Below are 12,665 nucleotides of genomic sequence, written 5' to 3' on the forward strand. Positions count from 1 at the left end.
TATGCCCCGCGGGAGAGAAAAAAAGACACAACCCCCCCCCCCCCCCCCCCCCCCCCCCCCCCCCCCCCCCCCCCCCCCCCCCCCCCCCCCCCCCCCGCAACCGTCGCTCCAAGGACTGATCACAGCGATGTTCCGCCGCGCATTCTGGTTCACCACCGGCGCCGCCGCCGGCGTGTGGGCCACCAACAAGGTCCACCGCAAGCTGCGCAAGCTCCAGCCCGACAGCCTCGCCGCACAGGCCGCGGACAAGGCCGTCGAGACCGGACACCGGCTGCGCCAATTTGCATTGGACGTACGCACCGGAATGGCGGACCGTGAAGAGCAGCTGCACGACGCCCTGGGGCTCGGCGAGCCGGACGGGGTGCGCGAGCTGCCGGCACCGCGCCGTGCGGTGCTCGAACCGCAGTACCGAACCACGAGAACAACCGGACCTACCGGTCTGACCGGACCGACTGGAAAAGAGGACCACTGATGGAGTCGGCTGAAATCCGCCGCCGCTGGCTGCGCTTCTTCGAGGAGCGCGGGCACACCGTCGTGCCGTCGGCGTCGCTCATCGCGGACGACCCGACGCTGCTCCTCGTCAACGCGGGCATGGTCCCCTTCAAGCCGTACTTCCTCGGTGAGGTCAAGCCGCCCGCCCCGCGCGCCACCAGCGTGCAGAAGTGCGTCCGTACGCCGGATATCGAAGAGGTCGGCAAGACCACCCGGCACGGCACGTTCTTCCAGATGTGCGGCAACTTCTCCTTCGGCGACTACTTCAAGGAAGGCGCCGTCAAGTACGCCTGGGAGCTGCTGACCGGCTCGCAGGCCGACGGCGGCTACGGCCTCGACCCCGAGCGCCTCTGGATCACCGTCTACCTCGAGGACGACGAGGCCGAGCGCATCTGGCACGAGGTCATCGGGGTGCCCAAGGAGCGCATCCAGCGCCTGGGCAAGAAGGAGAACTACTGGTCCATGGGCGTCCCGGGCCCCTGCGGCCCGTGCTCCGAGATCAACTACGACCGCGGCCCGGAGTTCGGAGTCGAGGGCGGCCCGGCCGTCAACGACGAGCGGTACGTGGAGATCTGGAACCTGGTCTTCATGCAGTACGAGCGGGGTGCGGGCACCGGCAAGGAGGACTTCGAGATCCTCGGCGAGCTGCCCAGCAAGAACATCGACACCGGCCTCGGTCTCGAGCGCCTGGCGATGATCCTCCAGGACGTCCCGAACATGTACGAGACGGACACCCTGCGCGTCGTCATCGACAAGGCCACCGAGCTCTCCGGGGTGCGCTACGGCGACTCCGACGCCACCGATGTCTCGCTCCGCGTCGTCGCCGACCACATCCGTACGTCCACGATGCTCATCGGCGACGGCGTCACCCCCGGCAACGAGGGCCGTGGCTACGTCCTGCGCCGCATCATGCGCCGCGCCATCCGCAACATGCGGCTGCTCGGCGCCACCGGACTGGTCATCGGCGAGCTGCTGGACGTGGTCATCAAGACCATGGGCCAGCAGTACCCGGAGCTGCTGGAGGACCGCCGCCGGATCGAGACGGTCGCCCTCGCCGAGGAGGCCGCCTTCGTCAAGACGCTGAAGGCCGGCACCAACATCCTCGACACCGCCGTCACGGACACCAAGGCCGCCGGCTCCTCGGTCCTGCCCGGTGACAAGGCGTTCCTGCTCCACGACACCTGGGGCTTCCCGATCGACCTCACCCTCGAAATGGCCGCCGAGCAGGGCCTTTCGGTGGACGAGGACGGCTTCCGCCGTCTGATGAAGGAGCAGCGGGACCGCGCCAAGGCCGATGCCCAGGCCAAGAAGAGCGGCCACGCCGATCTGTCCGCCTACCGCGAGGTCGCCGACAAGTCCGGCAGCACGGAGTTCACCGGCTACAGCGCCACCGAGGGCGAGTCCTCCATCGTCGGCCTCCTGGTCAACGGCGCCCCGGCCCCCGCCGCCCACGAGGGCGACGAGGTCGAGGTCGTCCTGGACCGCACCCCCTTCTACGCCGAGGGCGGCGGCCAGCTCGCCGACACCGGCCGGATCAAGCTGGACTCCGGCGCCGTCGTCGAGGTCCGCGACGTCCAGCAGCCGGTGCCCGGCGTGACGGTCCACAAGGGCGTCGTCCAGGTCGGCGAGGTGGTGCTCGGCTCGGCCGCGTTCGCCACCATCGACGTCAGCCGCCGCCGCGCCATCGCCCGCGCCCACAGCGCCACCCACCTCACCCACCAGGCGCTGCGCGACGCCCTCGGCCCGACGGCCGCGCAGGCCGGTTCGGAGAACTCCCCGGGTCGCTTCCGCTTCGACTTCGGCTCGCCGGCCGCCGTGCCCGGCACGGTGCTGACCGACGTCGAGCAGAAGATCAACGACGTCCTCGCCCGTGAGCTCGATGTGCATGCCGAGGTCATGAGCATGGAGGACGCCAAGAAGCAGGGAGCCATCGCCGAATTCGGTGAGAAGTACGGCGACCGTGTCCGGGTCGTCACCATCGGCGACTTCTCCAAGGAGCTGTGCGGCGGGACCCACGTCCACAACACCGCTCAGCTGGGCCTGGTGAAGCTGCTCGGCGAGTCGTCCATCGGCTCCGGCGTGCGCCGGGTCGAGGCACTGGTCGGCGTGGACGCCTACAAGTTCCTGGCCCGTGAGCACACCGTCGTCTCCCAGCTCACCGAGCTCGTCAAGGGCCGCCCGGAGGAGCTGCCGGAGAAGATCTCCGGTGTTCTGGCCAAGCTGAAGGACGCCGAGAAGGAGATCGAGAAGTTCCGCGCCGAGAAGGTGCTTCAGGCCGCCGCCGGGCTGGCCGAGGGCGCCAAGGACGTGCGCGGGGTGGCGCTGGCCGCCGGGCAGGTCCCGGACGGCACCTCCGCCGACGATCTGCGCAAGCTGGTGCTGGACGTCCGCGGCCGGATCCAGGGCGACCGTGCCGCCGTCGTGGCGCTGTTCTCGGTCGCCAATGGCCGCCCGGTGACGGTCATCGCCACCAACGAGGCCGCCCGCGAGCGCGGCATCAAGGCCGGTGACCTGGTCCGTACGGCCGCCAAGACGCTCGGCGGCGGTGGCGGCGGCAAGCCGGACGTCGCCCAGGGCGGCGGTCAGAACCCCGCCGCGGTGCCCGAGGCCATCGAGGCCGTCGAGCGCCTCGTCGCCGAGGCGGCCTGACGCGCGTGAGTGAGATGCGACGCGGCCGGCGCATCGCCGTGGATGTCGGGGACGCCCGTATCGGGGTCGCCTCGTGCGACCCCGACGGGGTCCTCGCCACCCCCGTCGAGACCGTGCCGGGACGTGATGTCCCGTCAGCACACCGCCGGCTCAAGGCGATCGTCGAGGAGTACGAGCCCCTCGAAGTCGTGGTCGGCCTGCCCCGCTCCCTCAGTGGGGGAGAGGGGCCGGCCGCGGCCAAGGTCCGGGCCTTCGCTCAGGAGATGGCCCGGAACATCGCCCCCGTAGGGGTCCGGCTGGTCGACGAGCGGATGTCGACGGTCACCGCCACCCAGGGCCTGCGGGCCTCCGGGGTCCGGAGTAAGAAGGGCCGCTCGGTGGTCGACCAGGCCGCCGCTGTGGTGATCCTTCAGAGCGCGCTGGAGACCGAACGCGTCTCCGGGGAACCTCCGGGCGAGAGCGTCGAAGTGGTCATCTGATCGCGGTACGGTAACGTTCCGCGCGATGTGCGGCGTTCGAACAGCCGCGCGTGCAAGTAGAGGCGGACCGGGTTACCGCAAGCGCACTGCCGGGCCGGAGTGCACCGCCTCTCGGCTCTAGGGGATCGATGACCGAGTATGGCCGGGGCTACGGCTCCGAACCGTGGCATCCGGAGGACCCGCTCTACGGAGACGGTTCCTCCAGAGGCCAGGACCAGCAGCCTCAGTGGGACGGACAGCAGGCCCACCGGTATCCCCAGCAGCAGGCTGACCCGTACGCCCAGCAGCACTACAACGGCGGCTGGGACGGGACGCAGGGCGGGCAGGCGCCGTACGACCCCTACGACCCCTACGGGCAGCAGCCACCGGCCGACCCGTACGGCGGGGCGAGCCCCGACTACTACGCCGCTCCCGAGTCCTATCCGCCGCAGCCCCAGCATCCGCGGCAGCAGGCGATGCAGGCCCAGCAGGGCTTGCAGCAGCAACAGCAGCAGTACCAGCAGCCGCCGCACCCCCAGCAGCGGGAGCCCTACTACGACGAGGGCACCGGGGCCGGCGACGACTGGCGGGCCGAGCCGGGGCCGCGCGAGCCGGAGCCGGAGCATGCGTTCTTCGCGGACCACGGCGAGGACGACGACCGCGACGACCACGACCCGCGCGAAGAGGGCCGCGGCGGCCGCGACCGCCGCGGCAAGAAGAACAAGAAGGACAAGAAGAACAAACGGCACAGCGGCCGGACCTGCCTGGTCGTCACCCTGTTCTTCGCCGGAGCCGTCGGCGTCGTCGGCTACTTCGGCTATGACTTCATCATGAGCCACCTCGGTTCGGCCCCCGACTACGAGGGCGAAGGGACCGGCGAGGTCCAGGTCGAGGTCCCGGACGGTTCCACGATCCTTGAGATGGGTCTGGCCCTCAAGAAGGCCGGCGTGGTCAAGAGCGCCGACGCGTTCTCCGAGGCGGCCGTCGACAGCAAGAAGGACAAAGTCCTTCAGCCGGGGACATATTCCCTGCGCAAGCACATGTCCGCGGCCTCGGCCGTCGAGCTGATGGCGGACCCCAAGAGCCGCAACGGCCTCACGATCCGTGAAGGGCTGCGCTCCGGCGACGTCTACAAACTCATCGACAAAAAGCTCCACCTCAAGACGGGCACGACCAAGGGCATCGCCAAGACCGAGTCCAAGAGCCTCGGCCTGCCCTCGTGGGCCAAAGAATCCACGAAGACGAAGGACCCGCTGGAGGGGTTCCTTTATCCGTCGACGTACAGCGTGGGGGAGAACACGAAGCCGGCGGCGGTCCTGAAGCAGATGGTGGCGCGCGCGAACCAGGTCTATGCGAAGTACGACCTGGAGGCGAATGCCCGGAAGCTGCACCTCGATTCGCCGGCGCAGCTGCTCACCGTCGCCAGCCTCACGCAGGCCGAGGGCAAGTACAAGCACGACTTCGACCGGGTCGCGCGGGTCGTCTACAACCGTCTCAAGCCGAACAACACCGAGACCTACGGTCTGCTGGATTTCGACTCGACGGTGAATTACGCCAGGTCCCAGAGCACGCTCGACACGGGCTCCGTCGACGATCTGCGGAACTTCAACGATCCCTACAACACCTACAAGTTCAAGGGACTGCCGCCGGGGCCGATCGGTAACCCGGGTGAAGAGGCACTGAAGTCGGCGATCCACCCGACCAAGGGCAACTGGTACTACTTCGTCTCGATCAATCCGGAAAAGACGCTGTTCGCCGAGACGAACGAAGAGCACGAACGCAACCGCCGCATTTACCTCAAGGAACAAGAGAAAGCCAAGCAATGAGCACCACCCGTCGGGCTGCGGTACTCGGCTCCCCGATCGCCCATTCCCTGTCCCCGGTGCTGCACCGCGCCGCGTATGCGGAAATGGGGCTGGAGGACTGGGCGTACGACCGCTACGAGGTCGACGAGGCGGCATTGCCCGGATTTCTGGAGAAGCTCGGCCCCGAGTGGGCCGGACTTTCGCTGACCATGCCGCTCAAGCGCGCGGTGATTCCGCTGCTGGACGAGGTCAGCGAGGTCGCTGCTTCGGTGGAGGCCGTCAATACGGTGGTCTTCACCGAGGGCGGCCGGAGCGTCGGCGACAACACCGACATCCCCGGCATGCTCGCGGCGCTGCGTGAGCGCGGGGTGGGACAGGTCGAGCGGGCGTCGGTCCTGGGGGCCGGGGCCACCGCCTCCTCCGCGCTCGCCGCGCTCTCCCGGATCTGCACCGGCGAGGTCACCGCGTACGTCCGCAGCGCGGCGCGCGCCGACGAGATGCGCGGCTGGGGCGAGCGGCTCGGCGTCACCGTCCGCACCGCCGCCTGGCAGGACGCCGCCGCGGCCTTCGAGGCACCGCTGACCATCGCCACCACCCCGGCCGGGACCACCGACGCGCTCGCCGCCGCGGTCCCCGACCGGCCCGGCACGCTCTTCGACGTGCTCTACGAGCCCTGGCCGACGGCGCTGGCCACGGCCTGGTCCGAACGCGGCGGCGCCGTGGTCGGCGGCCTCGACCTCCTGGTCCACCAGGCCGTGCTCCAGGTGGAGCGGATGACGGGCCGGTCCCCGGCGCCGCTGGCCGCGATGCGCACGGCGGGCGAGGCGGCGCTCACCGCCCGCTGACCCTCCGCACCGGGCCCTTCCGTCCGGTCCGTCCCGTCCGTCCCCGCGCGCCCGGTCCGCACCCTGGACTGGGCGCCGGTCGTCCCGCGCGACGTGGGAGGATCAGGGAGAGACCGTACGCGGATGAGCAGTACATGAGGAGCACCGTTGAGCAGGTTGCGCTGGCTGACGGCGGGGGAGTCGCACGGCCCCGCACTCGTGGCGACGCTGGAGGGCCTTCCGGCCGGCGTGCCGATCACCACGGAGATGGTGGCGGACGCGCTGGCGCGGCGCCGGCTCGGCTATGGCCGCGGTGCCCGGATGAAGTTCGAGCAGGACGAGGTCACCTTCCTGGGCGGGGTGCGGCACGGTCTGTCGATGGGCTCGCCCGTGGCGATCATGGTCGGCAACACCGAGTGGCCCAAGTGGGAGCAGGTGATGGCGGCCGACCCGGTGGACCCGGAGGAGCTGGCCGCGCTGGCCCGTAACGCGCCGCTGACCCGTCCCCGCCCCGGCCACGCCGACCTCGCCGGTATGCAGAAGTACGGCTTCGACGAGGCCCGCCCGATCCTGGAGCGCGCCTCCGCCCGCGAGACCGCGGCCCGGGTCGCCCTCGGCACGGTCGCCCGGTCCTTCCTCAAGGAGACGGCCGGAATCGAGATCGTCTCGCATGTCGTCGAGCTGGCCGCGGCCAAGGCCCCGTACGGCGTCCACCCCAAGCCCTCCGACGTCGAGAAGCTGGACGCCGACCCGGTGCGCTGCCTGGACGCGGACGCGAGCAAGGCGATGGTCGCGGAGATCGACCAGGCCCACAAGGACGGCGACACCCTCGGCGGTGTGGTCGAGGTGCTGGCCTACGGCGTGCCGGTGGGCCTCGGCTCGCATGTGCACTGGGACCGGCGTCTGGACGCCCGGCTGGCCGCCGCCCTCATGGGCATCCAGGCCATCAAGGGCGTCGAGGTCGGCGACGGCTTCGACCTGGCGCGGGTGCCGGGCTCGAAGGCCCATGACGAGATCGTCTCCACCGAGGACGGCATCAAGCGCAGCTCGGGCCGCTCCGGCGGCACCGAGGGCGGGCTGACGACCGGCGAGCTGCTGCGGGTGCGTGCCGCGATGAAGCCGATCGCGACGGTGCCGAAGGCGCTGGCGACCATCGATGTGACCACCGGTGAGGCGGCCAAGGCGCACCACCAGCGCTCGGACGTCTGCGCCGTGCCGGCCGCAGGCATCGTCGCCGAGGCCATGGTGGCGCTGGTGCTGGCGGATGCGGTGGTGGAGAAGTTCGGCGGCGACAGCGTGCCGGAGACCCGCCGCAACGTGCGGAACTACCTCGATCACCTGGCGATCAAGTGACGTCCCCGGTCGTCGTGCTGATCGGCCCGCCCGGGGCCGGCAAGTCGACGGTGGGCGCACTGCTGGCCGAGCGGCTGGGCGTCGGCTACCGGGACACCGACGCCGATATCGTCGCCACGGCCGGCCGGCCGATCGCCGAGATCTTCATCGACCAGGGCGAGCCGCACTTCCGCGAGCTGGAGCGGGCCGCGGTGCGTGACGCGCTCGACGGCCACCCGGGCGTGCTCTCGCTCGGCGGCGGCGCGATCCTCGACGAGGGCACCCGCAAGCTGCTGACCGGATTGCCGGTGGTCTTCCTGGACGTCCAACTCGCGGACGCCGTCAAGCGGGTGGGCCTGGACGCGCCCCGCCCGCTGCTGGCCGTCAATCCGCGCAAGCAGTGGCGCGAACTGATGGAGCGCCGCCGCCCGCTGTACACCGAGGTCGCGCGTGCCGTGATCGCCACGGGGGAGCGGACCCCCGAGCAGGTCGCCGAGGCGATCATGGACGCGCTGGAGCTACCCCAGGCCGCGGGAGACGCCCCGCAGGCCGCCCACAGGGAGGAACAGGCATGACGGAGCAGGCCACCCGTATCCAGGTAGGCGGCACGGCGGGCACCGATCCGTACGAGGTGCTCGTCGGGCGGCAGCTGCTCGGTGAACTGCCCGGCCTGATCGGCGAGGGGGTCAAGCGGGTCGCGGTGCTGCACCCGGAGGCGCTGGCCGCCACCGGAGAGGCGCTGCGCGAGGACCTCGCCTCCCAGGGCTACGAGGCGATCGCCATCCAGCTGCCGAACGCCGAGGAGTCCAAGACCGCCGAGGTCGCGGCCTACTGCTGGAAGGCGCTCGGCCAGTCCGGCTTCACCCGCAGCGATGTCATCGTCGGCGTCGGCGGCGGGGCCACCACCGACCTGGCCGGCTTCGTCGCCGCGACCTGGCTGCGCGGGGTGCGCTGGATCGCCGTACCGACCACCGTGCTCGGCATGGTGGACGCGGCGGTCGGCGGCAAGACGGGCATCAACACCGCCGAGGGCAAGAACCTCGTCGGCGCCTTCCACCCGCCGGCCGGGGTGCTCTGCGACCTGGCCGCGCTGGACTCGCTGCCGGTCAATGACTACGTCTCCGGACTGGCCGAGGTCATCAAGGCCGGCTTCATCGCCGACCCGGTGATCCTCGACCTGATCGAGTCGGACCCGGAGGCCGCCAAGCGCCCGGACGGTGCGCACACCGCCGAGCTGATCGAGCGGGCGATCCGGGTCAAGGCCGAGGTGGTCTCCGCGGACCTCAAGGAGTCCGGACTGCGGGAGATCCTCAACTACGGCCACACCCTCGCGCACGCCATCGAGAAGAACGAGCGCTACAACTGGCGGCACGGCGCTGCCGTCTCCGTCGGCATGGTCTTCGCCGCCGAACTCGGCCGGATCGCCGGCCGCCTGGACGACGCCACCGCCGACCGGCACCGCTCCGTCCTGGAGTCCGTCGGGCTGCCGCTGACCTACCGGGGCGACCAGTGGCCCAAGCTGCTGGAGACCATGAAGGTCGACAAGAAGTCCCGCGGTGACCGGCTGCGCTTCATCGTCCTGGACGGCCTCGCCAAGCCGACCGTCCTGGAGGGCCCGGACCCGGCCATGCTGCTCGCCGCACACGCCGAGATCGCCGCGTGAGCGGCATGACCGGTACGCGCGGCAAGCCCCGTCGGGTACTCGTCCTCAACGGGCCCAACCTCGGCCGGCTGGGCTCCCGTGAGCCCGATGTCTACGGCGCCACCTCCTACACCGGCCTGGTCGAGGAGTGCACCGGGCTCGGCAAGGAGCTGGGCTTCGAGGTGGAGGTCCGGGAGACCAACGACGAGGGCGAGATGATCCGCTGGCTGCACGAGGCCGCCGACGGATCGATTCCGGTCATCATCAACCCCGGTGCCTTCACGCACTATTCGTACGGCATGCGGGACGCGGCGGCCCAGCGCACCGCCCCGCTGATCGAGGTGCACATCTCCAACCCGTACGCCCGCGAGGAGTTCCGCCACAATTCGGTCATCTCGGCCATCGCCAGCGGTACGGTCGCCGGCTTCGGCATCGGCTCCTACCGGCTCGCGCTCCGCGCACTGGCCGGGGAACTGGGCGACTGACGCCGCTCGGCACGTACGGTGCCCCCGGCCGTTCCCGCAGCGAGCGCCGGGGGCAGGAGCCCCACCGGCCGTGTCCGGGAGGGTACCGTTCGCAGCAGCACCACCCACGCCGACGGCTGTGGGGCACAACGGCCCCTCCGGGCCGGTGGGTTACCGCAGGGGGCACCGGGCAGCCGAGCCCGGCGCCCGGGCGCCCTCCGGCGTGAGCCGGGAGCACCGCACCACGTCGACCGCACGAGACGGAGAGCCACCGGATGCAGTACGCAGTGGGGGCTCCGCTGCCACCGCCCCGCGGGCAGGCATCAGGACCCGGGGCATCCATGCACTGGACGCCCCACCCGGGAGGGCACACGCCCGGAGGGCACGCACCGGGTGGGCACCCTCCGCCCGCCTCGCCCCCGGCCCCTTCGCCCCCGCCGCAGGCCCCCGCCGCTCCGCAGCCGCCCGCGCAGCAGCCCGCCCCGGCCGCCGGCCAGGGCTGGCACGGGCCCGCACCCCAGCAGGCCCCGCCCACTCAGCAGAGCATGGACGTCACCGGCCATGTGCCGCTGCCCCCGGGCGCCCCGGTGCCGCTGCCCAGCCCGCCCACCGATGCCGCACCGGACGCCGCGCACACGGCCGTCGCGGTGCTGCTCATCGGCCCGGCCGGGGCCGGCAAGACGAGCGTGGCGCGCCACTGGGCCGACACCCGGCGGGTGCCCACCGCGCACATCAGCCTCGACGATGTCCGCGAATGGGTCCGCTCGGGCTTCGCCGACCCGCAGTCCGGCTGGAACGACCACTCCGAGGCGCAATACCGCCTCGCCCGCCGCACCTGCGGCTTCGCGGCCCGTAACTTCCTCGCCAACGGCATCTCCTGCATCCTCGACGACGCCGTCTTCCCCGACCGGCCGGTCGTCGGCCTCGGCGGCTGGAAGCGGCATGTGGGGCCCGGACTGCTGCCGATCGTGCTGCTGCCCGGCCTGGAGATCGTGCTGGAGCGCAACGCCCGGCGCAGCGGCAACCGCCGGCTCTCCGACGAAGAGGTGGCCAGGATCCACGGGCGGATGGCCGGCTGGTACGGCTCCGGCCTGCCGATCATCGACAATTCCCAGCACGACGTCGCCACCACGGTGCGGGTGCTGGACGACGTCGTCGCCCGCAGCATCGCCAGCCCGCCCAACTGGTAGACGGCACCGGTACCCCGGGCGGCCCCGCTCGACCGGCCGCCTCGGGGGAGTCGCCGTACGCTCGTGATATGTCCGAGTTGTACGCGGCCCGACGCACGCGTCTGCGCGGCCGCGTAGCCGGGGCCGGAAGTGCCGGAGCACTGATCTCGCGCCCCGCGAACGTCCGCTACCTCACCGGTTGTGCCCCGCCGGGCGCCGCGCTGCTGCTGGGACCGGCCGATGATGTGCTGCTCTGCGGCAGACCGCTGAGCGGTGACCCCTCCGAGGGGCGCCCGGCCGAGGACGTACGGGTCTCGGTGCTGCCGACCCGTGGGGGCGACCCGGTGGTGGCCGGCGCCGACCTGGCCGCGAAGGCCGGCGCGGACACCCTGGCCGTCGAGGAGCACCACCTCACCGTCACCCGGCACCGGGCGCTCTCGCAGGTCGCGCCGCACCTGCGGCTGACCGATATGGCGTGCGCGGTCGAGGCGCAGCGGCTGGTCAAGGACGACGACGAGATCGCCTGTCTGCGGATCGCCGCGGAGATCGCCGACCAGGCCCTGGGCGAGCTCCTGGAATCGATCCTGGTCGGCCGTACCGAGCGGCATCTCGCGCTGGAACTGGAGCGCCGGCTGGTCGACCACGGCGCGGACGGCCCGGCCTTTCCCACCTCCGTCGCGACCGGCCCGAACGCCGGCCGCCCCGGGCATCTGCCCACCGACCGGCGGGTCGAGGAGGGCGACTTCCTCAGCGTCGGGCTCGGCGCCAATTACCGCGGCTACCGCTGCGAGATCGGCCGGACCTTCGTCATCGGCACCACGCCCTCGGACTGGCAGATCGAGCTGTACGATCTCGTTTTCGCAGCCCAGCGCGCCGGCCGCGAGGCGCTCGCACCGGGTGTGGAATGCCGCGAAGTGGACCGGGTGACCCGCCATGTCCTGGATGCCGCGGGCTACGGGGAACGGCTCGGACCGTGGACCGGGCACGGTGTGGGACTCGAAATCGATGAGGACCCTCAGTTGTCCCCTGCCGCCATGGGTAAACTGGACGCTTGCGTGCCGGTCACCGTCGAGCCGGGGGTTCACATCCCGGGCCGTGGGGGTGTCCGGATCGACGACACACTCGTCGTCCGCCCCGAGGCGGACGGCGGGCCCGAGCTACTCACGATCACGACCAAGGAGCTGCTCGCACTCTGAGCCGTAGGGTTTCGGCGTGCGCCGCTCCGGGGTCCCACCACTGGCAGTCCAGGAGATTCCGCAACCGTGGCATCCACGAACGACCTCAAGAACGGCATGGTGCTCAAGCTCGAAGGCGGCCAGCTCTGGTCCGTCGTCGAGTTCCAGCACGTCAAGCCCGGCAAGGGCCCCGCCTTTGTCCGCACGAAGCTCAAGAACGTGCTGTCCGGCAAGGTGGTGGACAAGACCTTCAACGCCGGCGTGAAGGTCGAGACGGCCACCGTCGACAAGCGCGGAATGCAGTTCTCGTACATGGACGGCGACTACTTCGTCTTCATGGACATGGACACCTACGACCAGCTGCACGTCGACCGCAAGGCCGTCGGTGACGCCGCGAACTACCTCATCGAGGGCTTCGAGGCGGTCGTGGCGCAGCACGAGGGCGAGGTGCTCTACGTCGAGCTCCCCGCCGCGGTCGAGCTGACCATCAAGCACACCGAGCCCGGTGTGCAGGGCGACCGCTCCACCGGCGGCTCCAAGCCCGCCGAGCTGGAGACCGGCTACTCCATCCAGGTGCCGCTCTTCATCACCACCGGTGAGAAGATCAAGGTCGACACCCGCACGGGCGACTACCTCGGCCGGGTGAACAGCTAAC

General features: G+C 71.1%; 12 protein-coding genes. All 12 read left to right on the forward strand.

Features of this window, described 5'->3' with window-relative positions:
• Positions 1-127: 127 nt before the first annotated feature.
• The 12 genes from ACZ4XD_RS06565 to efp all read left to right on the forward strand — a co-directional run bounded on the left by ACZ4XD_RS06565 (position 128) and on the right by efp (position 12,664).
• On the forward strand, positions 128-472 hold the full coding sequence (locus ACZ4XD_RS06565; RefSeq protein WP_085924539.1) for a DUF6167 family protein: 345 nt from the start codon (positions 128-130) through the stop codon (positions 470-472).
• Entirely contained in the window at positions 472-3,141 is a 2,670-nt protein-coding gene (gene alaS, locus ACZ4XD_RS06570) for an alanine--tRNA ligase (protein WP_042156878.1), read from the forward strand. Before ACZ4XD_RS06565 ends, alaS begins: the two co-directional genes overlap by 1 nt.
• Positions 3,142-3,155: 14 nt before the next feature.
• A complete protein-coding gene (gene ruvX, locus ACZ4XD_RS06575) occupies positions 3,156-3,620 on the forward strand; it encodes a Holliday junction resolvase RuvX (RefSeq protein ID WP_018087616.1) in 465 nt (154 codons plus the stop codon).
• Between the two features lie 128 nt (positions 3,621-3,748).
• Positions 3,749-5,425, forward strand: coding sequence for an endolytic transglycosylase MltG (mltG, locus tag ACZ4XD_RS06580; RefSeq protein ID WP_468038813.1), 1,677 nt, complete (start codon positions 3,749-3,751; stop codon positions 5,423-5,425).
• The gene (locus ACZ4XD_RS06585) at positions 5,422-6,249 is read left to right on the forward strand and encodes a shikimate dehydrogenase (protein WP_468038815.1); all 828 of its coding nucleotides are present in this window, start codon (positions 5,422-5,424) and stop codon (positions 6,247-6,249) included. The genes mltG and ACZ4XD_RS06585 overlap by 4 nt, the downstream gene beginning before the upstream one ends.
• A gap of 147 nt (positions 6,250-6,396) precedes the next feature.
• Complete coding sequence (gene aroC, locus ACZ4XD_RS06590) at positions 6,397-7,581, forward strand: chorismate synthase (RefSeq protein WP_468038817.1); 1,185 nt, start codon at positions 6,397-6,399, stop codon at positions 7,579-7,581.
• Positions 7,578-8,135, forward strand: coding sequence for a shikimate kinase (locus ACZ4XD_RS06595; protein WP_468038819.1), 558 nt, complete (start codon positions 7,578-7,580; stop codon positions 8,133-8,135). The genes aroC and ACZ4XD_RS06595 overlap by 4 nt, the downstream gene beginning before the upstream one ends.
• A complete protein-coding gene (gene aroB / locus ACZ4XD_RS06600; protein WP_468038821.1) occupies positions 8,132-9,223 on the forward strand; it encodes a 3-dehydroquinate synthase in 1,092 nt (363 codons plus the stop codon). The genes ACZ4XD_RS06595 and aroB overlap by 4 nt, the downstream gene beginning before the upstream one ends.
• Before the next feature lie 5 nt (positions 9,224-9,228).
• Entirely contained in the window at positions 9,229-9,687 is a 459-nt protein-coding gene (aroQ, locus tag ACZ4XD_RS06605) for a type II 3-dehydroquinate dehydratase (protein ID WP_468038823.1), read from the forward strand.
• 254 nt (positions 9,688-9,941) lie between these two features.
• Positions 9,942-10,856 carry a Pro-rich N-terminal domain-containing protein gene (locus ACZ4XD_RS06610; protein ID WP_468038825.1) on the forward strand — a complete coding sequence of 305 codons (915 nt, stop codon included), beginning with the start codon at positions 9,942-9,944 and terminating at the stop codon, positions 10,854-10,856.
• Between the two features lie 68 nt (positions 10,857-10,924).
• The gene (locus tag ACZ4XD_RS06615) at positions 10,925-12,031 is read left to right on the forward strand and encodes an aminopeptidase P family protein (RefSeq protein WP_468038827.1); all 1,107 of its coding nucleotides are present in this window, start codon (positions 10,925-10,927) and stop codon (positions 12,029-12,031) included.
• A gap of 66 nt (positions 12,032-12,097) precedes the next feature.
• Entirely contained in the window at positions 12,098-12,664 is a 567-nt protein-coding gene (gene efp / locus ACZ4XD_RS06620; RefSeq protein ID WP_018087607.1) for an elongation factor P, read from the forward strand.
• Position 12,665 lies beyond the last annotated feature (1 nt).

The sequence above is a fragment of the Streptomyces sp. NPDC029466 genome (genome assembly GCF_055574515.1).